This window comes from Okibacterium sp. HSC-33S16, assembly GCF_024171565.1.
In the GTDB taxonomy this organism is placed as follows: domain Bacteria; phylum Actinomycetota; class Actinomycetes; order Actinomycetales; family Microbacteriaceae; genus Mycetocola_A.
In genome coordinates, this window is record NZ_JALJZZ010000001.1 from 632,161 (window position 1) to 658,199 (window position 26,039).

Below are 26,039 nucleotides of genomic sequence, written 5' to 3' on the forward strand. Positions count from 1 at the left end.
ATGGCTGTCCCGAAGCGGAAAATGTCACGAGCCTCCACCCGCATGCGCCGTGCACAGTGGAAGGCTGACGCCCCAACCCTGGTGAAGACCGTCGAAAACGGCAAGGTCACCTACAGCCTGCCGCACCGTGCGAAGGTCGTTGAGGACTCCGCAGGCACCGCCCTGTTCATGGAGTACAAGGGCCGCAAGGTCGCCGACGTTTAGTCTGCGCTTGTCGCTCGCTGAAACCGAGAGCTGAGAAGTGTCGGTAACAGAAAGCTCGACAGACCGAGGGTCGCTTCTAGCGACCCTCGGTGTGTCACTTAACGAAGCGGTGTTCGAGCTCGCGCTCACACACCGCTCTTTTGCGTACGAAAACGGCGGAATCCCGCACAACGAGCGTCTTGAGTTCCTCGGCGACAGCGTGCTGGGGCTCAGCGTCACCCAGAAGCTGTACCGGGAGAACCCGGAGCTTCCGGAGGGCGCGCTGGCCAAAATGCGTGCGAGTGTCGTGTCGACAGTTGCGTTGGCCGAAATCGGTCGGACGATCGGCCTGGGACAGTACCTCCGTCTCGGTCGGGGTGAGGAACTCACCGGCGGTCGAGACAAGGCGTCGATCCTCGCTGACACCATGGAAGCGCTCATTGGTGCCGTCTACCTCGATCAAGGTCTCGAGACTGCGTCAGCCCTCGTGTTGAGATTGGTCGAGCCGCTCCTCGAAGACCCGGCTCGCTTCGGAGCAGCCATGGATCCGAAAACAAGCCTGCAGGAAGAGGCCGCTCGTCACCGCGCGCCGGCGCCGGTCTATCAGATCGAAGCATCGGGGCCCGATCACAATCGCGTGTTCGTGGCAACGGTGACCGTGGGTGACCTCGTCACCGCCGTCGGCGAAGGCACGAGTAAGAAGCACGCCGAGATGGCAGCTGCCCTGACCGCGTGGACCGAACTGAGTGCCCGAGCTTCCTGAGGTTGAGGTGGTGCGTGCCGGACTCGAACCGGCCGTCACCGGCGCAACGATCACCAGTGTTGACGTGCTCGACGTACGTTCTCTCAAACGTCACAACGTGGCATCCGGAATGTTCATTGATGTTCTCGAGGGACGCACCATTCTCGCCGCATCGCGCCGCGGGAAGTTTCTCTGGTTTCCCCTCGACAACGACACGGCTCTCGTCACTCACCTGGGGATGAGCGGCCAGATGCTGCTGCGACTGCCGGGCACCGATGACCGGCTGACGCGGATTCGGATCGGCATCGAGTCGCCGGACCATGGCGAACTGCTCGTTAACTTCGTCGATCAACGAATCTTCGGCGGGATGGCCGTTGACAGGCTGCTGCCGACGGCTGACGGGTTCCCGGGCGGCTTCTCCGGTGCGACCATCGGGCCGGCTTTCGTGCCGAGCCAGGTGGCGCACATTGCGAGGGATCCGCTGGACCCGGCCTTTGACGAGAGGCGATTTTTCGCGCTTCTGGGAAAGAAGGCGACCGGTATCAAACGTGTTCTTCTCGACCAGACCGTCGTGTCAGGCATCGGCAACATCTACGCTGACGAAGCGTTGTGGGCTGCGAAGATTCACTACGACCAGCCGGCGTCGTCGCTGTTGAAGCGTCGGGCAACGCTGTTGCTCACCGAAGTGCGGGCGGTGCTTCAGAAAGCACTCGCCGAGGGCGGCACGAGCTTCGATGCGCAGTACGTCAACGTCAACGGGGCGTCGGGCTACTTCGCGCACAGCCTCAACGCGTACGGCCAGGCAGGGAAGCCGTGCCCGCGCTGTGGAACGCCGATTCGCCGGGAGAAATTCATGAACCGGTCGTCGCACTTCTGCCCGAAGTGCCAGCGCCGGCGGTAACGCCTCGATGCGCGGGACGAGGGTCGAGCCCATTCGCTCGTTTAGGGAGAACGGCGATCCCCGGCGAGGATGGGAATATGACGCTTGCATTCATCCGCCATGGACAGACGAACTGGAACTTCGAACTGCGGCTCCAGGGATCCACCGACATTCCGCTCAATGACACCGGGCGCCAGCAGGCGCGCGACGCGGTCGCAACCCTCGACGGGGTGACCTGGGATGCAATTGTGAGCTCGCCCCTGAGCCGTGCACGGGAGACCGCGTCGATCATCGCTGAGGGACTCGGTATTGAGTTGGGGCCCACGTACGACGAATTGGTCGAACGGCACTACGGCGACGCCGAGGGTGCAACCGCCGAGATCATCGCCGAGCGGTGGCCGGACCACAACTACCCGGGTCTTGAATCAATCGAGTCCGTGGTTGCCCGAGGCACGGCCGCGCTGAAACGGGTTCACGCCGACTACGGTGATCGCAACACTCTGATCGTGTGCCACGGCACCCTGATTCGGTACACGCTGTCGGCATTGGCGGGCCGAGAGTTCGATCAGATCCGTAACGGGTCTGTCGCGACGTTTGACCGCAACGGTGACGAGTGGCGCGTGTTGAGCGTCAACGACGAACCGGTCATCGAAGTGCCGGTCGGCTGAGCCTAGCTTCCGACCGCTTTCTTCCACGCCGCTTCGCAGCCGATCGCCTCGAAACCGACAGCTTCGTTGACGTCGAGCATGGGCCGGTTCTCCTCGGCATTGAAGGTCGTGATGCGCGGCGTCGTGGGGGAGACACGCATGACCTGCTCGAGGTTGGCGAGCTTGAGCAGCGTCCCTAGTCGATGTCCCCGATGCTCCTTGAGCACAAGGGTGTCCTCCTGAACGGCAGGTCGCCCCTCCTGTTCGGGTACAGCAATGTCGGTGTAGCCGACCAATCGTTGGGACGGAACGTGGAGGGCGGCCGAGGTCAGGTTGAGCCGCCCACCTGCCTCGTTCATATCATTCAGGTTGCGCATTCGATCGTCGTCCCAGAGCTCCTCGGCGAATTCGATGGCGGCCGCCGGGGCATCGGTCGACATCCGCTGGTGGAGACGCGCCATGTCGGTGAGCCATCGATCGGGGCACCGGCCCGCCCATTGCACGACTTCATAGTCCACAGCGTGTGGCTCAGCGTCGCGACGACGCTCGGTGAGGAGGTCGGCGCTCATCGGTAGTTCGACGCGCGAGATCCGGTCGACCTGCTCTAAGGAGTAACCGTGGGCACGGGCGAACCGCACGGCGGCCGAGTCTCGATCGACGGCGCCGAATCCGGTCGGCGGCACGAGCACTTCAGAAGACGCGGGGAGGGCATGGGAACTCCACGACTGGATCACCGTGAGGCCGTTCTCGGCAGCGATTCGTTCGAGGACAGTCAGTATCGCCGTTCCGATGCCGTGCCTGCGCATCGTGCTGGCGACCTGCACTTCGATGAACGCAGCCGGAGCGTTCTCCTCCGGCTGCCACTCGTACACTCCACGCCCGACGACGCCACCGTTCAGCCGGGCGAGGAAAAGCCGTTTGGGTGCATATGGGTCTCGAAAGGTGGCGAGGAGCTCACGCGCTGTTGGCGCCGCGTCGTCGGTGCCCAGGATCTCGCGCTCGATCGTGTTGCGGAGCTCGACCATTTCGGTGAAGTCCTGGCCCTCGGGTGAATCGAGGCGTGCAGGAAGCGGGGCTTCATCGATTGACAGGCCGGAAACATCCGCAGAAATTGTCATGAGAGGCTCCCGATGTCCGTTGCTGCCGCGGCGCGCGGGCAGCGGACCAGCTTAGGCAGGGCGCGCGTCAGCTGTAAAGGGTCGATATTTGCCGTGCTTGCCCGGGTCTATCGGGGTGTAAGGGCGTTCGTTCGGTACGGTAGTGCAGAGATTTGTGCGCCAGAACGGCGCCATGGAACCGGAGCGCACGTGTATTTGAAGAGCCTCACCCTCAAGGGCTTCAAATCGTTTGCGCAACCGACGACGTTCGCGTTCGAGCCCGGGGTCACCTGTGTGGTCGGACCCAACGGGTCCGGCAAGTCCAATGTTGTTGATGCTCTGGCCTGGGTGATGGGGGAGCAGGGCGCCAAAACGCTTCGCGGCGGCAAAATGGAAGACGTCATCTTCGCGGGGACGTCAACTCGCGGCCCTCTCGGCCGTGCCCAGGTGATCCTGACCATCGACAACTCGGACGGGGCGTTGCCGATCGAGTACACCGAGGTCACCATCAGTCGAACCCTGTTCCGGAACGGCGGCAGCGAGTACGCCATCAACGGCGAAACCTGCCGGCTGCTCGACGTGCAGGAGCTGTTGAGCGATTCGGGCCTCGGCCGTGAGATGCATGTCATCGTCGGCCAGGGCCAACTCGACGCGGTGCTGCGTGCCACCCCGGAGGAGCGCCGCGGTTTCATCGAGGAAGCGGCTGGAATCCTCAAGCACCGCCGTCGCAAGGAGAAGACGCTCCGCAAACTGGAGGCGATGCAGACCAACCTCACCCGGTTGAGTGACCTGGCCGGGGAGATCCGCCGACAGCTCAAGCCGTTGGGACACCAGGCAGAGATCGCCCGTGAGGCCCAGTCGATCGCCTCGATCGTTCGTGATGCCAAGGCACGGTTGCTCGCCGATGAGGTGGTCACGCTCCGCGCCCTGCTTGATGGATACGGTCGCACCGAGAGCGAGCGACACACCGAGCGTGTCGTGCTGCAGGAGCAGCTCGAGCAGAAGCAGTTGCGCATTGCCCGCATCGAGCAGGCGCAGGTGGGTGACGCGGTTGATGCGGCCAGACGCACAAGCTTCGCCCTCGAATCGGTGCAGGAACGACTTCGCAACCTTTTCACCCTCGCCAACCAAAGGCTGGCGCTTCTCGGTGCGCAGTCCGAGTCATTCGACGCGTCGTCGAGCGTGACCCGTGGCATGGTCGACGATGCCAGGGCCGAGGTTGAGACGCTCAAGCAGGTGATCCTCACGGCTGAAGATGCCTGGCGGTCGGCGCAGCAGGCCACGCTCGCGTCGCGCGAGCGGCTCGACGCCATGGACATGGAGATCGCCGCCCAGAGCGCACTCGTGTCCAAACACGACCTCGAGATCACCAAGCTCACCGGCCAGGCCGACGCCGCGGCGTCACGCCTTGCCGCCGTGAGGGGCGAGCGCCTCCGGCAGGAGAACGCCCTCCAGGCCGCGACCGAACGCCGTGAGGCCGCGCTCCGCAATGCCGAAGAGGTGGAGGAGTCTGCCGCAGACGTCGACGCCGGCGAAAACGGACTCGATGAGGCCTACGAACTCGCCCAGGCCCAGGTCTTTGAAACCGAAGCCGAGATTGAACGCCTCCGCGAACTGCTACACGGCCATGAACGTGAGCGTGACGCGCTCGCCGCCCAAACCAGTGCCCTCTCGCGGGCGCTCAACATCAAGGACGGCTCGGCTGATCTCATCGCGGCCGGGCTCGACGGCATCCGCGGCCTCGTCGCCGAAGCGGTCTCGGTGTCGCCGGGCTTCGAGGCTGCCATCGCCGCCGCCCTCGGCACCCTCGCCGATGGGCTGCTCGCCGACAACCGCGCCGCAGCCGAGCGCGCCATCGCCCACGCGAAGGATCACGACCTCGGTCGGGTCGAGATTGTCATAGCGGATGCTTCCCGCCGGTCGGTCGAATGGCCGTCGGTTGCCGGCGTGGTTCCAGCGACAGATATTGTCACGGCTCCCGACGGGGTGCTCGGTATCCTCGGTTTCATCGGCATTGCCGACGACGTTGACGCGGCTCGCGCCGCCGCCCCGCAGCTCGCGAACATTGGCGGACCGGTGACCCTGATCACGCGCTCCGGCGACGTGCTCACCGACTTCGTGTTGCGCGGCGGCTCGGGTGCGAAGCAGGGACGAATCGAGCTCATCGCCGAGCGTGACGCCGCTGCAGAACGACTGACCGAGGTCACCGCGGCGCTCGAAGACGTTCGCTTCGAGTTGGCCGAGCAGCGCGCCACCCTCAGTTCAGCGAAGGAACGCTCGAAGGCCGCGCTCGCTGCCCTCCGCGAGTTCGACGCACAGCTCGCCGCGCAGGCGGAGAAGCTTAACCGTGCACGGGTGCAGGTCGAGGCGTCGACCGCGGAGAGCGAACGGCTGAGCGCGGCCTTTGCCCAGTCCGCCAGTGCTGTCGCCGAGGCCGAGGCGGCCGCAGATAAAGCCAGAGCCGAACTGGATACCGCGCGCTCGCGTCCCCGTCCCATCCTCGACGTCTCCGGCCGTGAGACCCTCCAGGGCGAGCTCGAGCAGGCTCGCGAGCGAGAGGTTGAGTCCCGCCTGCAACTCGAGACGGCGCGCGAGCGCGTGCGTTCCGAAGAGCAACGGGTCAAGAACCTGCTCGCTCAGATGGAGGCCGACCGGGTCGCCGCCGAAGCTGCGGCCCGGCGGGCGGTCATCCGTCAGCAGCAGGTCGACGCGGCAACCGCCGTCGCCGAGATCCTCCCCTCCGTCCTCGATTCGGTCGACGGATCGGTCGCGGAGGCGAAACTCGTGCTGGCGAAGGCCGAGGAAGAACGGGCCAGCCAGAATGCCGAACTGACCGGGCTGCGCCGCGAGGAGCAGAGTCTCCGCGAACGCCTGCAGGTGATCACCGAGAACGTGCACGGGCTCGAACTGCAGATCTATGAGAAGAAGCTTCACCTTTCGAGCCTCCTCGAGCGCGCCGCGAGCGAGTTGGGTCTCGTTGAGGACGTGCTCGTTGCCGAGTACGGGCCGGAGGTGCTGATTGCGACCGACGCGGCGCCGATCGACGGCGATTCCGAAACCGAGAGTGACGGCATCCGCTTCTCGCGTCCTGACCAGCAGAAGAGACTGGATAAGGCGCAGCGCAAACTGGCGCAATTGGGCCGGGTGAACCCGCTCGCGCTCGAGGAATTCGCTGCGCTGGAGCAGCGCCACAAGTTCCTCACCGAGCAGCTCACCGACCTGACAAACACGCGCAAGGACTTGCTGACGATCATCGAGGAGCTCGATGACAAGATGCAGACTATTTTTGCCAGCGCGTTCGAAGACACCCTCACGGCGTTCGGCGAGGTGTTCCCCGTGCTGTTCCCTGGCGGAACCGGGTCAATATCGCTGACCAACCCCGACGACATGCTCACAACGGGCATCGAGGTCACCGTGAAGCCCGCCGGAAAAAAGATCGAGCGGCTCTCGTTGCTCTCCGGCGGTGAACGCTCACTCGCGGCCGTCGCGCTGCTCATCGCCATCTTCAAGGCCCGGCCGAGCCCGTTCTACATCATGGACGAGGTCGAGGCCGCGCTCGACGACGCCAACCTGGGCCGGCTGCTCACCATTTTTGAGGACCTGCGGCTCTCAAGCCAGCTCATCGTCATCACGCACCAGAAGCGCACCATGGAAATCGCCGACGCGCTCTACGGGGTCTCGATGCGCCAGGACGGTGTTTCGGCCGTCGTCGGTCAGCGCGTGGCGAACGAAGAGAAAGCGGGCTAACTCCAGCCCCGACTCTCGTTAGTCTTAGTGCATGGCACAACTTTCGTCCTGGTCACTGTCAGGCGCCCTGAAGGGCATGTTCTCGAAGCCCACGATTGACGAAAACACGTGGGAAGATCTCGAATACGCCCTGCTCACCGCAGATTTCGGACCCGACGTCACCGAAGCGGTAATCGACGACCTGCACGAGAAGGTTGATCGTTACCGCACGACGGATCCACGTGACCTTCAGCGGATGCTTCGCGAATCACTCGAAGAACGTCTCTCGAAATATGACACCACCCTGAAGCTCACCGAGCGGCCAGCCGTCGTTCTGGTCGTCGGTGTCAATGGCGTCGGCAAGACCACGACCATCGGCAAGTTCTCGAAGTTCCTCGGCACCTACGGGCGCACCGTTGTTGTCGGCGCAGCAGACACGTTCCGTGCCGCAGCCGTAGAACAGCTCGCCACCTGGGCGGAGCGCGGGGGAGCACAGATCGTCCGCCCTCAGCAGCAGGGGCAGGATCCCGCATCTGTGGCGTTCCAGACCGTCGATTTCGCTAAGCGCAACGGCATCGAGATCGTGCTCATCGACACCGCCGGGCGATTGCAGACCAAGGGCGGCCTGATGGATGAGCTCTCGAAGATTCGCCGGGTGATCGAGAAGCAGGCACCGATCTCTGAAGTGCTGCTCGTTCTTGACGCCACCACCGGACAGAACGGACTCGCGCAGGCCGAAGCGTTCATCGAACACGCCGGAGTCACGGGCCTCGTCCTCACCAAGCTCGACGGCTCGGCCAAGGGCGGCTTCGTGCTCGCCGTGCAGGAAAAGACCGGGATCCCGATCAAACTCGTCGGGCAGGGAGAGGGCATTCACGACCTCACCGGTTTCACCCCGCACGTCTTTGCACAGAAACTGGTGGGCTGACCATGACAACCGAACACGACTTTTTCGGCGCGCTCGAGACCGATGCAGACGGAGCGATCTACTGGTCGGAGACCGTCGAGGTCGGCGACCAGGCTGTCGACGTCTCGGTGAGCTCGCCCGGTGGCCAGACGGTCACCCTCGAAGGACTCGACACGGCAGCGGGCTTCGTGAGTTCGCTCGACGGACTCGACCTTCGTGCTCGCGAAGCGATGCTCAGCGACGTCGACAACCGCAACTCCGACGTGACGAGCTTCATCGAGTCGACCGTCGAGGAGGCCGGTGACGACCTCCTCGAGATGCTCGTCGACCGCTCGGGTGACAACGATGTCGACATCATCCGGTCACTGCAACTCGTCCGGGTAAGCATTTCCCCGCACCAGACCGGGGAGAGCGCGCCGTTCGCGGCGTTCGAGTTTGCCTTCGACCCCGACAACTCCGATCTCGCGCTCGTGGTTTCGCTGTCCAACCGGGGCGAATCGGTGGGCATCGAACTGCTCGAGTAGCCGCGTCGCGCTGTCGGGTCTCCAACACCCGGCCAGGCTCGGTAAACTGGTCGTCAAATGGCTACTTTTGGAAACCTCTCAGACCGGCTCTCCGAGACTTTTAAGAACCTCCGCAAGAAGGGGTCGCTGTCGGCATCCGATGTTGACGGCACCGTTCGCGAGATTCGTCGCGCATTGCTCGACGCCGACGTCGCGCTCGACGTCGTCAAGGAATTCACCGGCAAGGTCAGGGAACGCGCCCTCAGCGACGAGGTCAACAAGGCGCTCAACCCGGCCCAGCAGGTCGTTCAGATCGTCAACGACGAGCTCGTGGCAATTCTCGGCGGGCAGCAGCGTCGGCTCGAGTTCGCGAAGAACCCGCCGACCGTCATCATGCTTGCCGGTCTGCAGGGTGCAGGTAAAACCACCCTCGCCGGAAAGCTCGCCAAGTGGCTGGCCAAAGACGGGCACACTCCGCTGCTCGTTGCGGCTGACCTCCAGCGCCCCAATGCCGTGACCCAGCTGAGTGTCGTGGCCGAACAGGCCGGAGTTGCCGTTTACGCTCCCGAGCCCGGCAATGGAGTGGGTGACCCGGTTCGCGTGGCTCGTGACTCGATCGCGTACGCGAAGACCAAGCAGTTCGACACGGTTATCGTCGACACCGCCGGTCGGCTCGGCGTCGATGCCGAGCTGATGAAGCAGGCGTCGAACATCCGCAAGGCCGTCAACCCCGACGAGGTCCTCTTCGTCATCGACGCCATGATCGGCCAGGATGCCGTCAAGACGGCGCAGGCCTTCCAGGAAGGCGTCGACTTCACCGGAGTCGTGCTGTCCAAGCTCGACGGTGACGCCCGCGGTGGTGCGGCGCTCAGCGTCGCATCGGTGACCGGTCGGCCGATCATCTTCGCCTCCACCGGTGAGGGACTCGACGACTTCGAGCCCTTCCACCCCGACCGGATGGCCAGCCGCATCCTCGACCTCGGTGACATCCTCACCCTGATCGAGCAGGCGCAGCAGGCGTTCGACGAGGACGAAGCCCGCGCCATGGCGGAGAAGTTCTCGACCGAGACCTTCACGCTTGACGACTTCCTCAAGCAGATGCAGCAGCTGCGCAACATGGGCTCCATCAAGAAGATGATGGGCATGCTTCCTGGCATGGGCCAGATGAAGCAGCAGCTCGACTCGTTCGACGAGCGGGAGATCGTCCGTACCGAGGCGATCATCCAGTCGATGACGCTTGCCGAGCGCCAGAACTCGAAACTGCTCAATGGGTCACGCCGGTTGCGCATCGCGCGTGGTTCCGGATCAACCGTGACCGAGGTGAACGCGCTCGTCAACCGTTTCGAGCAGGCCGCGAAGATGATGAAGACCGTCGCCAAGGGCGGCGTTCCGCAGATTCCCGGAATGGGACCGATCCCCGGCGCGCGCGGCGGAGGTTCCAAGAAGCAGCAGCCCAAGAAGAAGGGTTCGAAGAGCGGAAACCCGGCGAAGCGTGCGACCGAGAACGCCGCGCTCGCGTCTGGTGCCAAACCAGCCTCAGCGGGTGCTCCCGGCGGAACCGGCTTCGGACTCGGGGGAGCGGCCGGTTCGGCCGCGCCGACCGAAGAGGAACTCGCCAGCCTGCAAAAGTTCCTCGGCCGCTAGGCCGGTGCTGAACCCTCACGCAGATCGGCGATGAGGGTTCGCACCACTGCCGTGAGATCACCGTCGTTTGCGGCAGCCGTCGCGAGCTGATGTTGAGCGCTGCCGCCAGCGTCGATCAGCGGCACAATCGACGCGAGTTCCTCGGCGCAACCCAACCGTAATGCGATGGGTTCGAGAACGTTCACCAGATCGCGGATGTCATCACTCACCGGCTTCTGCGTACCGTGGTGGTCGGTGATGACGACAGCGTTGAGGCCGTAGCGGGCAGAGCGCCACTTGTTCTCGCGCACGTACCACGGCTGGAGTGTGGGGAGTTCTTCTCCCTCGTCCAGCAGAGTGGAGAGGTGTTCAACCAGGCAGTGGATGAGTGCGGCGATGGCAGCGAGCTCAGCGTGAGTGGACGCACCATCGCAGAACCGAACCTCAATGGTTCCCCAGTGCGGTGACGGACGAATATCCCACCGCACTTCGGTGTAGTCCTCGATTGTGCCGGTCGCCTTCATGTCGTCGACATACGCTTCGAAATCCGGCCAACTGGTCAGTTGGTATGGCAGGCCTGCTGTCGGCAGCTGCTGGAACATCAAGGATCGGTTGGACGCATACCCTGTGTCGACGCCGCCCCAGAACGGGCTCGATGCGCTGAGTGCCTGCAGGTGTGGAAAGAACCGCAGCATGCTGTTGAGAATCGGCATGACCTTCTCGCGGTCCTCGATCCCCACGTGAACGTGCATGCCCCAGATGAGCATGTTGCGCCCCCACCACTGGGTTCGTTCGATGAGCTTGTGGTAGCGCGCCTTATTCGCCACCGGCTGGTCATACCACTGGCCGAATGGGTGTGAACCGCTGCCGATGAGCTCGATTCCGCGAGGGTCGGTGACACGGCGGACCTCTCGAAGCTGTCCATCCAGGTCGGCGACGGCGTCCCGGACACGATGGTGAACGGAGCTGACCAGCTCGACGGTGTTGAGCAGAAGTTCACCGGTGATGTGGGGGTGGGGCTGGCCAGCCGGGTCCTCCAGGGCACGCAGGATTTCGTCTGCGACAGAAACAAGTTCACCGCTGTTGCGATCAACGAGCGCAAGTTCCCATTCGATACCAACTGTCGATCGCTCTGACCGCGTGAACTCGATGCCCATACGCTTGTTCCACCTCCGCCGCGGGGATCGCAGCACACGGTAATTGTCCCATGACGACCAAACAGTAGGCCTAGGCTTTCGTTATGACCACTTCTCTGAACCGCCCCATCCGCATTGGCGCTCAGTTGGCACCCCAGCACGCCGAATACTCCACAATCCGGGATACTGTCGCGGAACTGGAAGATGCCGGCGTCGACATCCTTTTCAACTGGGATCACTTCTTCCCGCTGTCCGGTGAGCCCGATGGTCTTCACTTTGAGGCGTGGACCATGCTGGGCGCCTGGGCTGAGCAGACCAGCCGGGTCGAATTCGGCACCCTGGTGAACTGCAACAGCTACCGCAACGCCAACCTCCAGGCCGACATGGCCCGAACGCTCGACCACATCTCTGGCGGACGCTTCATCTTCGGAACCGGCGCCGGCTGGTTCGAACGCGACTACGACGAGTACGGATTCGAATTCGGCACACCGGGTAGCCGAATTGCTGCGCTCAGCCGCGACCTCCCGGTCATCGAGGATCGTTGGTCGAAGCTCAACCCGGCGCCGACTCGAAAGATCCCCGTCATGATCGGCGGTGGCGGAGTGAAGAAAACCCTGCGGATCGTCGCCGAACACGCCGATATCTGGCACAGCTTCAGCTCTCCCGAGGTCTTGGCCGAGAAGCTCGAGGTGCTGCGAGGTCACGGCGAAGCGGTCGGCCGGGACGTCAGCGAGATCGAGATCTCCACCGAGTTGCGAAGCTCAACCGAGGAGAACGCGGAGAAGCTGCACGCCCTCGGCACGACGATGTTTACAGTCGGACTCAGCGGTCCTGACTACGACATCGCGAAGGTTAAGCGGTGGCTGGCGTGGCGCGACAGTATGAATGGCTAGCTACAACTCGGGCGGGTGGTCACAGATTGCCGAAATATCTGACAGAATGGTTAGTCGAGTCTGTACCCGCCCGACCCTCTAATCAGGCGCTACAGCAATAAAAGCTTTCGGACCGAGTGTGCCCCCACGCTCCCGGTGACGAGCACAATCACACAACAAATAATTCAGGAGAATTGTGTCTGTCAAGATTCGTTTGAAGCGCATGGGCAAGATCCGCGCACCGTTCTACCGCATCGTCGTTGCTGACTCGCGCACCAAGCGCGACGGCCGCGTCATCGAGGAGATCGGCAAGTACCACCCCACCGAAAACCCCTCCTTCATCGAGGTCAACTCGGAGCGTGCACAGTACTGGCTCTCCGTCGGCGCACAGCCGACCGAGCAGGTCGCTGCACTCCTCAAGCTCACGGGCGACTGGGGCAAGTTCAAGGGCGACAAGAACGCTGTTTCGACCGTTCAGGTGAAGGAGCCGAAGGTTCCTTTCGTTGCTGACGAGAAGAAGAAGCCTGTTCTCAAGCCGAAGGCAGAGAAGCCGGCCGCTAAGGAAGAGGCTCCGGCCGCTTCCGCAGACGAGACCGCTGCAGAAGAAGACAAGGCGTAACACATTGCTCGCACCTGCTCTCGAACACCTCGTCAAGGGGATTGTTGACAATCCGGACGACGTGACCGTCGTAGCGCAGAGCTCACCACGCGGTGAGGTCCTCGAGGTTCGTGTGAACCCCGAGGACCTCGGCCGGGTGATCGGCCGCTCTGGCCGAACGGCAAAGGCACTGCGCACCCTGGTTTCTGCCCTCGCCGATGGTCGACGCGTTCGCGTCGACGTCGTCGACACCGATTCCTAAGGTGAGCACCGACAAGATGCCGAAGACCCAGCTACGGGTGGGTCGGCTCACGAAGGCCCACGGGCTCAAGGGAGCCATCAAGCTCGAACTCTTCACCGACGACCCGGACAAGCGTTTCGTCCCCGGTGCCGTTTTTACCCTTCAGGTTCCTACCGGGTCGCCCTGGCACGGCAAGACGCTTACGCTGAACGAACTGCGCTGGTACAACGGACACCCCGTCGGATTCTTCGAAGGTGTTCCCGACCGCACAGCGGCCGAGACCCTCGTCAAAGCGATCCTGTGGATTGAGCAAGACACCGCTGAGCCCTCCTCGGAGGAAGACGCCTGGTACGACCACCAGCTCGTCGGACTCGCGGTCTCTCGAGACGGCCAGACAATCGGAAGCGTCGCTCGCGTCGAGCACTTCCCGGCCCAAGATCTCCTCATCGTCAAGACCGACAAGGGTGAGGTCATGCTCCCCTTCGTCAAAGCACTCGTTCCCGCCGTCGACATCGCCGCAGGAATTGTCACCATCACGCCTCCCGCCGGACTCTTCGAAGAGTTGCCCGAGGACGACGAGGATGACGCATCCGCCGCCGAGGACGTGGACTCCACTTCGACCGACTCGGTCGGGACCGTGGCCAACGACGACGACGCCCCGCAGGCCTAACTCCGCCTCGAGACCGTTCCATGCTTCTGGCAGTGGATCGGTTTCATGCGGCTCGTCGCTGAGGCGCAGTCTTGCGGAAGCGATCGTGCTGGTGAGCGAGGCCAAACCCTCGATTCTCGCTTAGGGTTAGGGCAACTGTTCAGGAGCCCAGCCATGCAGAAGACCTCACTCACCGCACTCGCCCGGAACGAACTCGAGAACGCGAAGGTCGCGTCGAGCGGACGAAGCGCGACAACGATTTTCGGCGGACACGAGCACGCTCTACGGCAAACCCTCATCGCGTTCCGCGCCGGCGAGAAGCTCAGTGAGCACGAGAATCCGGGTGAGGCCACAGTTCAGGTGCTCGTCGGGAGAGTAATTCTGGAGGCAGGGCCCACCTCGTGGTCCGGTTGGATCGGGGACTTGCTCATCGTTCCCGATGCTCGACATAGCCTCGAAGCCGTCGAAGATTCCGTCATCCTTCTCACGGTGGTGAAGCTCGGCTGACGGGACCGCGCGGTCACGCTGCCGCTGCCCCGCCGCATAGGATTTCCCTTATGCGTATCGACATCGTCACGATCTTTCCCGAGTTCTTCGACGTGCTCGACATCTCCCTCCTCGGCAAGGCCCGCCAGTCCGGAATCATCGACCTCGGCGTGCACAACCTGCGCGACGCCACGACCGATCGTCACCGCACCGTCGACGACACCCCGTACGGCGGGGGAGCGGGCATGGTTATGAAGCCCGAACCGTGGGGTGAGATTCTCGACGGAATCCTCACATCCGACACGGAGCGAGCCGACGCCTCCAGCGAGACCCTCGATGACGGCCCGATCGTCATCTTCCCGTCGCCGGCCGGCGAGGTGTTCACCCAGGCGATGGCCCGGGAACTCTCCGCCGAAAAGCATCTCGTCTTTGGCTGTGGCCGGTATGAGGGCATCGACCAGCGGGTGTTTGACCACACCGCTACCCGCGCTCGCGTGCGGCTGGTCAGCCTCGGTGACTACGTACTCAACGGGGGAGAGGTCGCCGTGATGGCCATGATCGAAGCGATCGGTCGACTGATTCCAGGTGTTGTGGGGAACCCTCACTCGCTCGTTGAAGAGTCGCACGAGGACGGGCTGCTCGAAGCGCCGAGCTACACGAAGCCCGCATCGTGGCGCGGACTCGACGTTCCGCCGATCCTGCTCAGCGGGAACCACGGCGCGATCGCCGCGTGGCGCCGCGAGCAGCAATTGGAGCGTACCCGGCGGGTGCGACCCGACTTGCTTCAGCCCTGAGCGATCACCCTCAGATCGCGGGGACTTTCCCAGCACAGCGTCCTAGGCTGAGCGCATGATTGTACGTCGGACATTCCGGACCTGGATGTTCATCGCGTCCGTAGCCCTCCCCATCTGGCCGCTCGTCGGATGGGGGATCTTTGGCGGAGGTGGCTGGGAGTTCCTTGGCCTGGTCGTCGCCATGCCGATCCTCTTCGTCGTTCTGTTGGCCGTGTCGGCCCTCATCGCCGTGCGTCCCTCGGTGCGGCGGGAGAAAGCCGTTGCCTGGTGGGACGTCGCCGTCCTTACACTGTGGCACGCACTGATCATCGGCTTCGGGCTGTTCGGCCCGAACACATCAACCTTCGCTGTGCTTGGCGTTCTCGTCGGAATCGCCGCGTTCTGGTACGTCGTCTGGGCCTTCTTCAAGGACGCCGCCAAGCGGGCGCGCGAAACGCTCGCGGAATTCGAACAGATGGCGACGGCGCCAACCCAGCGACGGGTCCCGCAGTCCGGACCTGGCGGCGAGAACGTCATCATCGTGCAGGAGAACCCGCAGGACGATCACCGATAGCGACTCGCTCGCTTTGCACGTGGCATCCCTTTCATGGCAGAATAGAACATTGTGCCGCGGCCGGACTCTGCCACAGGGGAGTAAGCGCCTTTCGTCTTGAATTCTCAAGGCAGCGGACACCTTTCAACTATCCCTTATGCGTAGTCGACCTGTGGCGGTTACAGAGAGCGAATTATCATGCACATCCTCGACAGCGTCGATGCAGCATCCCTCAAGAGCGACATCCCCGAATTCCGCGCCGGTGACACGGTCAAGGTTCACGTCAACATCGTTGAGGGCAACCGTTCTCGAATCCAGGTCTTCCAGGGCATCGTTATCGGTCGCCAGGGCGAAGGCGTCCGCGAGACCTTTGCCGTTCGCAAGGTCAGCTTCGGTGTTGGAGTCGAGCGTAAATTCCCGGTTCACTCCCCGGTCATCGAGCAGATCGAGGTCGTCACCCACGGTGACGTTCGTCGTGCCAAGCTCTACTTCCTCCGCGAACTGCGCGGCAAGAAGGCGAAGATCAAGGAAAAGCGCTTCAACTAAGTTCGCTGCCTGAGCGAAACTATCCCGAGCTCCCCACCGATAAACTGGTGGGGAGCTCGGGCGGTTAAATGACAGAAACATCAGTGCCAGCAGACAACACCTCTGCACGGCTTCGACGGCGATCCCAGAAGAAGGGCGTTCTCCTCTTTGTAAGGGACGTTCTCGTGATCTTCCTGGTGGCGTTGCTCGTCTCCTTCCTCATCAAGACGTTCCTCGTGCGGTCGTTCTTCATTCCGTCGAGTTCGATGGAACAAACCCTGCAGATCGACGACCGCATCCTCGTGAACGAACTCGTTCCGAACCTCGTCGATCTCGAGCGCGGCGATGTCGTCGTCTTCCGCGACCCGGGCGGATGGCTGCCGCCAACAGCCGAACCGACCCAGCCCCCGCTGGTGGCCGCCGTTGACTGGGTGCTTTCGGCCGTTGGGCTCTCCGCCTCCGACAGCGACGATCACCTCATCAAACGCGTGATCGGGCTCCCGGGGGACCATGTCGTCTGCTGCAACACGCTCGGCCAGATGAGCGTGAACGACGTGCCGCTGAACGAGCCGTACATCACCCTTCCCGCTGGCGTCACGAACGTGTCGAAGGACGCTTTCGACGTGACAGTGCCCGCGAACTCCCTGTGGGTGATGGGCGACAACCGGTACAACTCCAAGGATTCGCGGTACAACCGCCAGCAGCCGGGAAACGGCTTTGTGCCCGTGGACAACGTGGTCGGTCGTGCCTTTGTCATCAGTTGGCCGAGCGCGCATTGGAGCTGGCTCGACAACCACCCCGCCGTCTTTGCCGGCATCCGGGATGCGGACCAGCAGTGATGGCGGTGTCCGACCCGACCGATGACCTTGAGCGTGAGTTCTACTCGTCGGGCACACAGTTCGTCATTGGGTGTGACGAGGTCGGTCGGGGAGCCGTTGCCGGCCCGGTCGCTGTCGGGATGGCCGTCGTGGCCGAAACCTGTGGCAACCACCCCAAGGGACTGCGTGATTCGAAGCTCCTGAGCCAGAAGCGCCGGGAGGAACTTGAGCCGCTGCTGCGAAAATGGGTGCTTTTTGGTGCGGTGGGAATGGCTGATGCAAGGGAGGTCGACGATCTCGGCATCACTCACTGCCTCGGCCTTGCCGGAAAACGGGCTCTCCACTCGCTTCACGCCCAGGGCGCAGACGTCTCATCGAGTGTCATCCTGCTCGACGGCAATCATGATTGGTTGAGCCCGGTACTCACGAGCCCGCTCGATATTCGCACCCGCATCAAAGCTGACCGGGATTGTGTGTCGGTTGCCGCGGCATCCGTTCTGGCAAAAGTGCACCGCGACAGCATGATGATCGCGCAGGACGCCGTGACGCCTGGCTACGGCTGGAGTGGCAACAAGGGGTATGGCAGCGGGGAGCACCTGGACGCGATTCGGCAGCTCGGAATGACCGATTTTCACCGGAAGAGCTGGCTCGTTTCCTACGCGTAGGATGGACTCACCATGGAAGAAGACGAGTTCGAGGACTACGACCGCGAGGTCGAGCTTGCCCTGTATCGCGAGTACCGAGACGTTGTTTCACAGTTCAAGTTTGTGATTGAGACGGAGCGACGGTTCTATCTGGCGAACGACGTCGACCTCGTCCGCCGCGACACGGAGCATGACTTCTATTTTGAGATCACCATGACGGATGTCTGGGTGTGGGACGTTTACCGCTCGGATCGCTTCGTAAAGAGCGTGCGCGTTCTCACGTTCAAGGACGTCAACATCGAAGAGCTTTCGACGCGCGACTTTGAACTGCCGAAGGAACTCGCGCTCGACGAGTAGTGTGTCGCACCCGGCTCAGTCGGTGCGGAGCGCGTATTCAACGGCCTCGTCGATCGACAGGCCAGGACTGGCTGTGCCTGTGGCGAGTCGCTCGCTGTTTTCAGCGGCCAGCAGGGGCGCCAGATAGCGCTCAGCGAACGAGAACCGGTTCGCGCCGGACAACCCGGTTTGCTTGCGCAACTCGTCGGCGGCCGAAAGTAAGCGGCCGGCTCTCTTCAGGCGGCGTTCGGCCGCAGCGATGGCGGTGAGCCCCTCCAAGCCGTAGGCCACACCCTCGGCGTGCCCGATGTGCGCGGCCGTTGCCAGACTCTCTTCGAAGAGTCGGCGTGAATCGAGGGTCTTGCCGTTGACGAACTGGGCCCAGCCGAGGTGCTGCAGGGCGACGGTGGTGCCGAGGTCGTCGTGTCCCTCGCGGGTCAGGGCGAGGCTTTGCTCGAATCGTCCGATGGCGTCGGGCACCGCGTTTTGCATGAGTGCGAGGCGCCCGAGTGTGACCAGAGCCATTGCTTCACCCCAGCGATAGTCCGCGTTGTGCAGCAGCTGGACGCTGCGCTCGAGCGACTGTTGCGCGCTGAAGGTGTTCGGCTGGGTGTCGGCGACCATGGCGAGGGCAAGGAAGATTAGAGCGAAACCCTCACCAACGCTGTCGTGAATGCTGTGGAACAGATCAACCGATTCGACAAGTCCAGGAACCACGTGGTCGTTCGCATCGTGCCAGAGCGTGATCGATCGAGTGAAGTAGAGCGCGATGGCGCGCGTGCGCTCGGTGATTGGTGTGTTCGATGCGAGTACCTCGTCCATCCACGCCCTGACTTCGCCGAGGAGACCAGCGACCCACCAGTAGATCAGGAGGCACCAGGCGAATTGGGCAATGGCATCGAAGTCTGCGGTGTCGAGGAGATACCGGGCGGCCGCTCGCAGGTTGTCGCGGTCGAGATTGAGCTGCTCGATGATGTCGTGCTGCAGAGTTCCCTCGAGGTCATCTTCGACCCGTGCCGCGACCCCGAGGTAATACCGTGCGTGTGCTGATCGCGCGGCAGTGCCGTCGCCAGAGCTGTCGAGTTGTTCGAGGGCGTATTCCCGCACGGTAGCCAGCATCGAGAAATAGGGCCGACCGCCGCGATCTGATTCGCGGACGAGGCTGTTGTCGACAAGGACCCCGAGCGCCGAAACGATGTCATCCCCGCTTGCGTCTGACACGCCAGCCACGGATTCGACTGCCTCAAGGGAAAAGCTTCCCGCGAAGACGCCCAGGCGGGCGAGGAGTCGCTTCTCGTCGGAACCCAACAGGTTGGTACTCCACTCGATGGTGCTCCGGAGCGCTCGCTGTCGGGGCGGTAGGTCTCTCGCCCCACCGGAGAGCAGAGACAGCCGACGGTCGAGCCGTTCAAGGATGGCCGCGGGAGGGAGCAGTCGAATTCTTGCGGCCGCAAGCTCGAGAGCGAGGGGGACACCATCGAGTGCGACGCAGATTGCGGCGATGGCGCCGACGTTGTCTGGTGTGGCTTCGAAGTCGGGCTTCACGGCACGGGCTCGCTCGACGAAGAGTGCGACCGACGCCGCGGTCATTGCTTTGCGTGGACTCAGTGACTTCGCCATAGTGGGGAGCCCAAGCGGTTCGACCTCGACGGCATGTTCTGCGGAGATTCGAAGTAGCGATCGACTGGTGACGAGGAAGGTGACGCCCGGCGCACCGGCGAGCAGGGTGCTGAGTGTCGGGGCGGCGTCGAGCACCTGCTCGAAGTTGTCGAGGACGATGAGCATGTTGCGGTCGCCAAGGGCGGTGCGGAGTTTGTCCATAACTGGTTCGTCACCGGTGTCCAGGACGCCCAGGGCCTCAGCGATGGCGTTCGGAACAAGGGCGGCGTCGCTGACGGGGGAGAGATCAACGAGGGTCACCTCAACGTGCGGGTCCGTGGCAACCCGTCGAGCAAGTTCAAGTGCGAGGCGGGTTTTGCCGATGCCGCCTGAACCGAGGAGCGTGACGAGACGAACGGGCTCTTTGCGAAGCAGCTCCTCGATCGAGGACAGCTCTGCTTCCCGGCCAATCAGCTCGGTGAGTGCCGTAGGGATGGCCCTCGAGCGCGTCGTGGTGACTGCAGGGACAGTGATGGCGTCGGTTGATGGCTGGCGGCTCTGGTCAAATCGCTCCGCCAGGAGGGTGGCAAGGTCGGCCTCGACAAGTCGTCGAAGTTCCTGCGGTGTCGCGAATGACTTGAATGCGGCCTGGTCGTCGTCGCGCACTCGGATGAGAAGCTCGGCGAGCCGGGGCTCCCGGCCTGGGGCTGGTTCGCGGATGTAGATGAGTTCGGGCAGGTCGGTGCAGAGGTTGTACTCATCTTCAAGCCCGGACACCGACTCGCCAGGTGCCACCCACCCGTATCGCTCAGCGTAGATCCCAACGAAGATGTCACTCTGTTCCAGATAGGCCCGATACAACTCGCGCGGCGGATGCGGGCGTGCGCCCAGTTCGAACATCACCGGTGCGAGATGCAATCGCTCGACGGCGGCGCGCACGAATTTTCGCTCGATGGCGAGTTCCTTCAGGGTGGAACTGACGAAGACTCGCAACCGTTGATCGGGTGTTCGGATACCACCCTGGGTATGCGTCATGGGGAAAGTCTGCCGAATGCGCGGGTCGCGGTCTAGACCTTATTTGAGGGTCGCTCAGGTTATTCGACCGAGCGGGATTACCGGGCGACTGTCAGAACCTCTGCGCCGCTCGCTGTGATTGCAATCGTGTGTTCGCTATGGGCCGTGCGGCATCCTGTGGCGCTGCGCAGGGTCCAGCCGTCGGCGTCGGTGACGAGCGCATCGGTGTCCACCATGATCCACGGTTCAAGTGCCAGCAGCAGGCCGGACCGGAGTTGATATCCGCGACCGGGTTGACCGGTATTAGTGATGTGCGGGTCTTGATGCATCGTTGAACCGATGCCGTGCCCGCCGAACTCGGTGTTGATCGGATATCCCGCCTCGGAAAGTACCGATCCGATGGCATGCGAGATGTCGCCGATGCGTTGACCGGGCCCTGCGGCGGCGATGCCGGCAGCGAGCGCCCGTTCGGTGGCATCGATGAGGGCGGTGCTCTCGGCGGGCCGTGATTTCCCGACGATAAAGCTGATGGCGGAGTCCGCCGCGATGCCGTTCTTCGACACCGCGATGTCCAAGGTGAGCAGGTCGCCATCAGCCAGAGCGTAATCGCGCGGCAGCCCATGAAGCACGGCGTCATTGACCGACGTGCAAATGTAGTGACCGAATGGTCCACGTCCGAACGAGGGCGCATAGTCGACGTAGCACGACTCCGCATTCGCATCGGCGATCATTTTCTGTGCCCAGCGATCGATCTCCAGAAGATTGGTACCGACTCTGGTTCGGTTCTTCAGGGATTCCAGAATGGTGCCCACTAAAGCACCGGACGCCCGTGCCCGGTCCAGCTCGGCGTCGGTCAGAATTTCGATCACGTGAGTCCTCGTTTCCTCGACCAATAACTATACCGGTCAGGGAATCCCGGTATTAGTATTGGTGTCATGGTGCGAGTCCCCCTGACATCCGATGAGGTCGAGCGCGGAAAGCGTCTCGGCGCGCTGCTGCGTCAGGCGCGTCAGCAACGCTCGATGCTTGCGGTTGCCCTCGATGCCGGGATCTCTCCCGAGACTCTCCGCAAGATCGAGTCCGGCCGAGTCGCAACTCCCGCCTTCCCAACGATCGCCGCTATCGCTGGTGTCCTCGATTTGTCTCTCGACGACGTCTGGGCGGCGATTATTCGACCGAGTGAAGGTTCTGGGCGCGACGCCTCCACTGACACAACGTCGATGCGCATCGCCTCCTGACTGAACGTTACCGACTCCGACTTTTTCGTGCGTCGGCGGAGCCGTGCCACGATGGTCGTCATGTCGAAGCCCGAGACCCGCGGTTCTCAGCGCACCCGAAACTATCGCCTTCGCTCCATGTCAGGGCGGGACCCGGAGGAGCGCCATCGCACGGCCACGCCGCTTGAGTTGCTGTTTGATCTCACCTTCGTCGTCGCAATCAGTCAGGCGAGTTCGGAACTTTCCCATCTGATCGCCGAAGGACATGTGGGTTCTGCTCTTCTGTCCTTCGCCTTTTGCATGTTCGCGATCTGTTGGGCCTGGATCAACTTCTCGTGGTTTGCGTCCGCTTATGACACGGACGATTGGTTCTTTCGGATCACGACCATGGTTCAAATGGTCGGTGTGCTGATTCTGGCGCTCGGCCTGCCCGCTGTCTTCGATTCCATTGACGGCGGGCAATACGTCGACAACCAGATCGTGGTCGCCGGCTATGTCGTCATGCGCGTTGCCATGATCGCTCAGTGGCTGAGGGCTGCTCGCGGTGACCCCGCCAGGCGCCGTGTGGTGCTCACCTACGCTGGGTTCATCACGGTGGCGCAAGTTGGATGGATCACGCTTGCCGTCGCAAATGTCTCGCTTGGGTGGTTCGGCGTGTTCGCGGTTGTGCTGTACCTCGTCGAGCTTGGTGGACCCATCACGGCTGAAACACGGTTCGGAAGCACGACCTGGCATCCGCACCACATCGCCGAACGATACGGGCTGCTCACGATCATCGCTCTCGGCGAGGTCATTCTTGGGACCGTTGCCTCAGTGTCGGCAGTGGTCGACCTGCAGGGCTGGAGCGTTGAAGCGGTGTCTCTCGCCGTTGCAGGGATCGGGTTGGCGTTCGGATTGTGGTGGGTGTATTTCGTCTTTCCTGTCGGGGAGCTGCTTGCTCGACATCGGTCTCGGAGTTGGGGATGGGGCTACGGGCATATTGCACTGTTCGCATCGGTCGCTGCGGTCGGCGCTGGACTTCACGTTGCGGCCTACGTCGTTGAGGGAGCTGCCCACGTGGGTGTCGTTGGCGCGATCACTGCTGTCGCTGTGCCCGTTCTGCTTTTCTGTGCGACGCTGTTTGTCCTGAGCAGCTTGCTTTTGGGCGAAGTTGCCGTATTCCAGGTGGTGCCGTTCATCGGTGCGGGCGTTCTTGCGGCAGCTGCCATGCTGCTCGCGGCTCAGGGCGTTTCGCTTGCCGTATGCCTGCTGGTCGTGACGGCTGCTCCTGCAGTGATCATCGTGGCGTTCGAGGCGGGTCTGCATCGGCGTCAAGCCGCCGCGATGAAGCGAGCACTTAGGTGACGCCCCCTTATTTGAGGAGCCGCGAGAGCACTCGGTCGGCGAGCACCTTGCCACCGGTCTGGCAGGTTGGACAATACTGAAAAGTGGTGTCTGAGAAGATCACCTGCCGCACCATGTCGCCGCATACCGGGCACGGTTCGCCCGTTCGTCCGTGCACCTGAAGACCGGATTTCTTTTCCTTTTTCAATTCGGATGCCGCGAGGCCGTCAGCGCGCTCGATCGCGTTGCGCAGCGTGAACTGCAGAGCGTCGAAAAGACGAGCCACCTCGTCATCGGTCAATGTGGCCGGTTTGAACGGCGACATCCGCGCCGTGTGAAGAATCTCATCGGAGTATGCATTTCCGATTCCGGCGATGATCGACTGGTTCCTGAGCACACCCTTGAGCTGCGATTTGCCCGCCGAGCGGAGGATCTCTGCGAAGGTCTCGAGCGTGAAGTGCTCCTGCAACGGGTCGGGTCCGAGTCGTGCGATGCCGGGAACCTCGGCTGGATCACGCACTACTGACACGGAAAGGCTCTTTTTCGAACCTGCTTCGGTGATGTCGAGCCCTGACCCGTCGTCGAGGACGAGCCGGGCGGCGAGCGCCGTTTTCCCGGCCCGGGCAGCGAGTGCCGGCGCGTTCTCGCGCCATCGAATCCATCCGGCGCGAGCGAGGTGAATAACAATGTGAAGGTCGTCCGCCGCAATGTCGAGGAACTTCCCGTGCCGAGTGACACTGTGCACCGTGGTGCCAGACAGGGCGCTGACCGGCGGGTCATAGGTCTTGAGCGCTGCAAACGCGATCACATCGAGCCGGTCGATCACTCGGCCGTTGAGACGCGCGCCAAGGTCGGTGGTGAGGGCATGTACTTCAGGAAGCTCAGGCACCCCCTCAGTCTTACGCTCGGCGCCGACATCGTCCAGAGGTTGATCTGTGACGCCAATCGATGCATCAACCCGTCCTTCACAAGGTGCTCCGCCGGTCGGTTAGTCCCCGGTCGAAGGACACCACCACTGAAACACCACCCGTCGCTCCACCATCGGAGTGTGCAGGAATACGTATCGAACCGCATCGCCCTGGGTCATCGTGGTGAAGACCTGGCGTCCGAGCACCTCGTCGGGCAGGGTTACCGAATCCTCGACCGCAACTGGCGGTGCCGGCAGGGCGAAATCGACATCATCGCTACCCGCGGCAATGTTGTGGCGTTTGTCGAGGTGAAGACGCGCTCAACACTTGCCTACGGGCATCCGTTTGAAGCCATCACCCCCACCAAACTGGCCCGGCTTCGTCGCCTGGCCGCAAGATGGTGCGCTGATAATGATCCGCACATCCCGGTGATCCGCATCGACGTGATCGCTGTCCTGTTGCCGTACACCGGGGCACCGCAGATCGAACATCTCGCTGGAGCGCACTCATGACGGTCGGTCGAACGTGGGCAATCGCATTGCTGGGGCTCGACGGTTCACTGATCGAGGTCGAGGCCGACATCTCGTCGCAGCTGCCCAAGTTCATCATCATCGGGCTCGCCGACCGGTCGCTCGGTGAAGCGGAGGGACGCGTGCGGCAGGCGGCGGCGAACGCGGGGTGCCGGCTGTCGGGCCAACGCATCACCGTGAATCTCTCGCCGGCGAGCCTGCCCAAGAACGGGTCCGGGTTCGACTTGGCAATTGCCCTGTCCTGCCTGGCGGCCGACAACGTTGTATCCAATGACTCCATCAATGACGTCGTGCATATCGGCGAGCTCGGCCTCGACGGTCGCCTGCGCCCGACTCCCGGTATCCTCCCTGCGGTGCTGGCCGCAGTGCGCGCCGGGCGAACCACCGTGATGGTCCCTGCGGGCAATGAACAGGAGGCACGTCTCGTGCCGAACGTTCGAGTTATCCCGGTTACATCTCTGCGTGATGCGGCGATCTGGCACGGCGCGGCGTTGTCGCCGCTGCCCGAGACGCCTATCCTCGCGACGGTGACGGATGCTGCACCTCCAGACGACCTGGATCTTGCGGACATCGTCGGTCAGGAAGACGCCGTACAGGCGTTACTGGTTGCTGCGGCCGGCGGCCACCACCTCATGATGCTCGGCCCTCCTGGTGCAGGGAAGACGATGCTCGCGGCGCGATTGCCCGGCGTCTTGCCCGATCTCAGTGTGGCCGAAGCCCTTGATGTGACGTCGATTCGCTCTCTTGCTGGTCAACCGATTGGCCCTGCGCTCGCCTCCCGACCGCCGTTCGAGAACCCTCACCACACAGCGAGCGCGGCCGCGATTCTTGGCGGCGGCAGCAAATTCATCCGCCCGGGTGCGGCCGCCCGCGCCGCACACGGCGTCCTCTTCCTCGATGAGGCGCCCGAGTTTCATGCGAACGTTCTCGACGCTCTCCGGCAGCCCCTCGAGTCAGGCACCATTAGCATTCACCGGTCGCACGCAGTTGCCCACTTCCCGGGACGATTCCAACTTGTGCTTGCAGCCAATCCATGTCCCTGCGGTCAGTACGGCAGCCGTGAGAATACCTGCGTGTGCCCGCCGAATGCTATTCGTCGATACTTGGGCCGGCTCTCCGGACCACTCATGGATCGGATCGATATCCAGTTACGCGTTCACCGGATTTCACGAGCCGAAATGCTGATGTCGGGTGAGAGCGACCGCATTACCAGTTCCCGCGGCCGGGAAATCGTCGCTGATGCGCGCCAACGCGGGATGGCGAGGCTGCAGGGAACTGGCTGGGCAACAAACGGTCAGGTTCCGGGGTCGTGGCTGCGGACGGGAAGCCGGGTACTTTCCCGGCAGGTGACAGAACCCATCGACCGGGCTCTCGAACGCGGCAGCATCACCATGCGCGGGTATGACCGGGTGCTTCGAGTGGCATGGACATTGGCCGACATCGATGCAGTCGAGCGTCCCGAGAAGGCACATATCGGCCGTGCACTGTTCCTTCGGAAGGGGATTTGAG

The 26,039-nt window shown here is 63.0% G+C and carries 28 protein-coding genes; 23 read left to right on the forward strand and 5 right to left on the reverse strand.

Features of this window, described 5'->3' with window-relative positions; all coding sequences use genetic code 11:
- The 4 genes from rpmF to L1277_RS03090 all read left to right on the forward strand — a co-directional run bounded on the left by rpmF (position 1) and on the right by L1277_RS03090 (position 2,473).
- Entirely contained in the window at positions 1-204 is a 204-nt protein-coding gene (gene rpmF / locus L1277_RS03075) for a 50S ribosomal protein L32 (protein ID WP_253374868.1), read from the forward strand.
- 91 nt (positions 205-295) lie between these two features.
- Complete coding sequence (gene rnc, locus L1277_RS03080) at positions 296-946, forward strand: ribonuclease III (protein ID WP_374110151.1); 651 nt, start codon at positions 296-298, stop codon at positions 944-946.
- Complete coding sequence (mutM, locus tag L1277_RS03085) at positions 930-1,826, forward strand: bifunctional DNA-formamidopyrimidine glycosylase/DNA-(apurinic or apyrimidinic site) lyase (protein WP_253374870.1); 897 nt, start codon at positions 930-932, stop codon at positions 1,824-1,826. Before rnc ends, mutM begins: the two co-directional genes overlap by 17 nt.
- Before the next feature lie 77 nt (positions 1,827-1,903).
- Positions 1,904-2,473, forward strand: coding sequence for a histidine phosphatase family protein (locus tag L1277_RS03090; RefSeq protein WP_253374871.1), 570 nt, complete (start codon positions 1,904-1,906; stop codon positions 2,471-2,473).
- Positions 2,474-2,475: 2 nt separating this feature from the next.
- Here L1277_RS03090 and L1277_RS03095 read toward each other — a convergent pair whose 3' ends face one another.
- The gene (locus L1277_RS03095) at positions 2,476-3,570 is read right to left on the reverse strand and encodes a GNAT family N-acetyltransferase (protein WP_253374872.1); all 1,095 of its coding nucleotides are present in this window, start codon (positions 3,568-3,570) and stop codon (positions 2,476-2,478) included.
- A gap of 189 nt (positions 3,571-3,759) precedes the next feature.
- Here L1277_RS03095 and smc point away from each other — a divergent pair, with 189 nt between their 5' ends.
- The 4 genes from smc to ffh are packed head-to-tail and all read left to right on the forward strand — an operon-like array spanning position 3,760 to position 10,329.
- A complete protein-coding gene (gene smc, locus L1277_RS03100; protein ID WP_253374873.1) occupies positions 3,760-7,296 on the forward strand; it encodes a chromosome segregation protein SMC in 3,537 nt (1,178 codons plus the stop codon).
- Between the two features lie 31 nt (positions 7,297-7,327).
- Positions 7,328-8,203 (forward strand): signal recognition particle-docking protein FtsY, encoded by an 876-nt coding sequence (ftsY, locus tag L1277_RS03105; RefSeq protein WP_253374874.1) that lies wholly within the window; start codon positions 7,328-7,330, stop codon positions 8,201-8,203.
- 2 nt (positions 8,204-8,205) lie between these two features.
- A complete protein-coding gene (locus L1277_RS03110; RefSeq protein ID WP_253374875.1) occupies positions 8,206-8,706 on the forward strand; it encodes a DUF2004 domain-containing protein in 501 nt (166 codons plus the stop codon).
- 57 nt (positions 8,707-8,763) lie between these two features.
- A complete protein-coding gene (gene ffh / locus L1277_RS03115; protein WP_253374876.1) occupies positions 8,764-10,329 on the forward strand; it encodes a signal recognition particle protein in 1,566 nt (521 codons plus the stop codon).
- On the opposite strand, the gene L1277_RS03120 is transcribed toward ffh, so the two are convergent.
- Entirely contained in the window at positions 10,326-11,465 is a 1,140-nt protein-coding gene (locus L1277_RS03120; RefSeq protein ID WP_253374877.1) for a glutamate--cysteine ligase, read from the reverse strand. The two genes, ffh and L1277_RS03120, sit on opposite strands and share 4 nt — an antisense overlap.
- Before the next feature lie 83 nt (positions 11,466-11,548).
- Between L1277_RS03120 and L1277_RS03125 the strand changes: the two genes are divergently transcribed.
- The 11 genes from L1277_RS03125 to L1277_RS03175 all read left to right on the forward strand — a co-directional run bounded on the left by L1277_RS03125 (position 11,549) and on the right by L1277_RS03175 (position 17,960).
- Positions 11,549-12,337 (forward strand): LLM class F420-dependent oxidoreductase, encoded by a 789-nt coding sequence (locus L1277_RS03125; RefSeq protein WP_253374878.1) that lies wholly within the window; start codon positions 11,549-11,551, stop codon positions 12,335-12,337.
- Positions 12,338-12,512: 175 nt separating this feature from the next.
- Entirely contained in the window at positions 12,513-12,935 is a 423-nt protein-coding gene (gene rpsP / locus L1277_RS03130; RefSeq protein ID WP_253374879.1) for a 30S ribosomal protein S16, read from the forward strand.
- 4 nt (positions 12,936-12,939) lie between these two features.
- Positions 12,940-13,176, forward strand: coding sequence for an RNA-binding protein (locus L1277_RS03135; RefSeq protein ID WP_090709355.1), 237 nt, complete (start codon positions 12,940-12,942; stop codon positions 13,174-13,176).
- 16 nt (positions 13,177-13,192) lie between these two features.
- The gene (gene rimM, locus L1277_RS03140; protein ID WP_253375275.1) at positions 13,193-13,825 is read left to right on the forward strand and encodes a ribosome maturation factor RimM; all 633 of its coding nucleotides are present in this window, start codon (positions 13,193-13,195) and stop codon (positions 13,823-13,825) included.
- Positions 13,826-13,978: 153 nt separating this feature from the next.
- The gene (locus L1277_RS03145; protein WP_253374880.1) at positions 13,979-14,311 is read left to right on the forward strand and encodes a cupin domain-containing protein; all 333 of its coding nucleotides are present in this window, start codon (positions 13,979-13,981) and stop codon (positions 14,309-14,311) included.
- Positions 14,312-14,361: 50 nt separating this feature from the next.
- Positions 14,362-15,084 carry a tRNA (guanosine(37)-N1)-methyltransferase TrmD gene (gene trmD, locus L1277_RS03150; protein ID WP_253374881.1) on the forward strand — a complete coding sequence of 241 codons (723 nt, stop codon included), beginning with the start codon at positions 14,362-14,364 and terminating at the stop codon, positions 15,082-15,084.
- A 55-nt stretch (positions 15,085-15,139) separates the two neighbouring features.
- Entirely contained in the window at positions 15,140-15,637 is a 498-nt protein-coding gene (locus L1277_RS03155; RefSeq protein WP_253374882.1) for a hypothetical protein, read from the forward strand.
- Positions 15,638-15,814: 177 nt separating this feature from the next.
- Positions 15,815-16,162, forward strand: coding sequence for a 50S ribosomal protein L19 (gene rplS / locus L1277_RS03160; RefSeq protein ID WP_253374883.1), 348 nt, complete (start codon positions 15,815-15,817; stop codon positions 16,160-16,162).
- A gap of 68 nt (positions 16,163-16,230) precedes the next feature.
- Positions 16,231-16,980, forward strand: a complete 750-nt coding sequence (gene lepB, locus L1277_RS03165) for a signal peptidase I (protein ID WP_253374884.1) — start codon at positions 16,231-16,233, stop codon at positions 16,978-16,980.
- Entirely contained in the window at positions 16,980-17,624 is a 645-nt protein-coding gene (locus L1277_RS03170) for a ribonuclease HII (RefSeq protein WP_253374885.1), read from the forward strand. Before lepB ends, L1277_RS03170 begins: the two co-directional genes overlap by 1 nt.
- 12 nt (positions 17,625-17,636) lie before the next feature.
- Positions 17,637-17,960 (forward strand): DUF2469 domain-containing protein, encoded by a 324-nt coding sequence (locus tag L1277_RS03175; RefSeq protein ID WP_253374886.1) that lies wholly within the window; start codon positions 17,637-17,639, stop codon positions 17,958-17,960.
- 15 nt (positions 17,961-17,975) lie between these two features.
- Here the strand turns inward: L1277_RS03175 and L1277_RS03180 are convergent, their stop codons facing one another.
- Positions 17,976-20,573 (reverse strand): DUF4062 domain-containing protein, encoded by a 2,598-nt coding sequence (locus L1277_RS03180; protein WP_253374887.1) that lies wholly within the window; start codon positions 20,571-20,573, stop codon positions 17,976-17,978.
- A 77-nt stretch (positions 20,574-20,650) separates the two neighbouring features.
- On the reverse strand, positions 20,651-21,421 hold the full coding sequence (map, locus tag L1277_RS03185) for a type I methionyl aminopeptidase (RefSeq protein ID WP_253374888.1): 771 nt from the start codon (positions 21,419-21,421) through the stop codon (positions 20,651-20,653).
- Between the two features lie 66 nt (positions 21,422-21,487).
- On the opposite strand from map, the gene L1277_RS03190 reads away from it, so the two are divergent.
- Positions 21,488-21,790: a helix-turn-helix transcriptional regulator gene (locus L1277_RS03190; protein ID WP_253374889.1), complete on the forward strand. Its 303-nt coding sequence runs from the start codon at positions 21,488-21,490 to the stop codon at positions 21,788-21,790.
- Positions 21,791-21,907: 117 nt separating this feature from the next.
- Positions 21,908-23,113 carry a low temperature requirement protein A gene (locus tag L1277_RS03195; RefSeq protein ID WP_253374890.1) on the forward strand — a complete coding sequence of 402 codons (1,206 nt, stop codon included), beginning with the start codon at positions 21,908-21,910 and terminating at the stop codon, positions 23,111-23,113.
- 7 nt (positions 23,114-23,120) lie between these two features.
- Here L1277_RS03195 and L1277_RS03200 read toward each other — a convergent pair whose 3' ends face one another.
- Positions 23,121-23,981 carry an Fpg/Nei family DNA glycosylase gene (locus L1277_RS03200; RefSeq protein WP_253374891.1) on the reverse strand — a complete coding sequence of 287 codons (861 nt, stop codon included), beginning with the start codon at positions 23,979-23,981 and terminating at the stop codon, positions 23,121-23,123.
- Positions 23,982-24,140: 159 nt separating this feature from the next.
- Between L1277_RS03200 and L1277_RS03205 the strand changes: the two genes are divergently transcribed.
- Positions 24,141-24,512, forward strand: coding sequence for a YraN family protein (locus L1277_RS03205; RefSeq protein ID WP_253374892.1), 372 nt, complete (start codon positions 24,141-24,143; stop codon positions 24,510-24,512).
- The gene (locus L1277_RS03210) at positions 24,509-26,038 is read left to right on the forward strand and encodes a YifB family Mg chelatase-like AAA ATPase (RefSeq protein WP_253374893.1); all 1,530 of its coding nucleotides are present in this window, start codon (positions 24,509-24,511) and stop codon (positions 26,036-26,038) included. The genes L1277_RS03205 and L1277_RS03210 overlap by 4 nt, the downstream gene beginning before the upstream one ends.
- Position 26,039: the final 1 nt, after the last annotated feature.

Bases quoted from the DNA above. Each gene is read 5' to 3' on its own strand.
- L1277_RS03155 (WP_253374882.1), top strand. From the start codon at position 15,140: ATGATTGTACGTCGGACATTCCGGACCTGGATGTTCATCGCGTCCGTA.
- lepB (WP_253374884.1), top strand. From the start codon at position 16,231: ATGACAGAAACATCAGTGCCAGCAGACAACACCTCTGCACGGCTTCGA.
- L1277_RS03095 (WP_253374872.1), bottom strand. From the start codon at position 3,570: ATGACAATTTCTGCGGATGTTTCCGGCCTGTCAATCGATGAAGCCCCG.
- L1277_RS03210 (WP_253374893.1), top strand. From the start codon at position 24,509: ATGACGGTCGGTCGAACGTGGGCAATCGCATTGCTGGGGCTCGACGGT.
- ffh (WP_253374876.1), top strand. From the start codon at position 8,764: ATGGCTACTTTTGGAAACCTCTCAGACCGGCTCTCCGAGACTTTTAAG.
- rpmF (WP_253374868.1), top strand. From the start codon at position 1: ATGGCTGTCCCGAAGCGGAAAATGTCACGAGCCTCCACCCGCATGCGC.
- L1277_RS03090 (WP_253374871.1), top strand. From the start codon at position 1,904: ATGACGCTTGCATTCATCCGCCATGGACAGACGAACTGGAACTTCGAA.
- L1277_RS03180 (WP_253374887.1), bottom strand. From the start codon at position 20,573: ATGACGCATACCCAGGGTGGTATCCGAACACCCGATCAACGGTTGCGA.
- L1277_RS03175 (WP_253374886.1), top strand. From the start codon at position 17,637: ATGGAAGAAGACGAGTTCGAGGACTACGACCGCGAGGTCGAGCTTGCC.
- ftsY (WP_253374874.1), top strand. From the start codon at position 7,328: ATGGCACAACTTTCGTCCTGGTCACTGTCAGGCGCCCTGAAGGGCATG.
- trmD (WP_253374881.1), top strand. From the start codon at position 14,362: ATGCGTATCGACATCGTCACGATCTTTCCCGAGTTCTTCGACGTGCTC.
- rplS (WP_253374883.1), top strand. From the start codon at position 15,815: ATGCACATCCTCGACAGCGTCGATGCAGCATCCCTCAAGAGCGACATC.
- L1277_RS03145 (WP_253374880.1), top strand. From the start codon at position 13,979: ATGCAGAAGACCTCACTCACCGCACTCGCCCGGAACGAACTCGAGAAC.
- L1277_RS03120 (WP_253374877.1), bottom strand. From the start codon at position 11,465: ATGGGCATCGAGTTCACGCGGTCAGAGCGATCGACAGTTGGTATCGAA.
- L1277_RS03195 (WP_253374890.1), top strand. From the start codon at position 21,908: ATGTCAGGGCGGGACCCGGAGGAGCGCCATCGCACGGCCACGCCGCTT.
- L1277_RS03190 (WP_253374889.1), top strand. From the start codon at position 21,488: ATGGTGCGAGTCCCCCTGACATCCGATGAGGTCGAGCGCGGAAAGCGT.
- rimM (WP_253375275.1), top strand. From the start codon at position 13,193: ATGCCGAAGACCCAGCTACGGGTGGGTCGGCTCACGAAGGCCCACGGG.
- L1277_RS03170 (WP_253374885.1), top strand. From the start codon at position 16,980: ATGGCGGTGTCCGACCCGACCGATGACCTTGAGCGTGAGTTCTACTCG.
- L1277_RS03110 (WP_253374875.1), top strand. From the start codon at position 8,206: ATGACAACCGAACACGACTTTTTCGGCGCGCTCGAGACCGATGCAGAC.
- L1277_RS03125 (WP_253374878.1), top strand. From the start codon at position 11,549: ATGACCACTTCTCTGAACCGCCCCATCCGCATTGGCGCTCAGTTGGCA.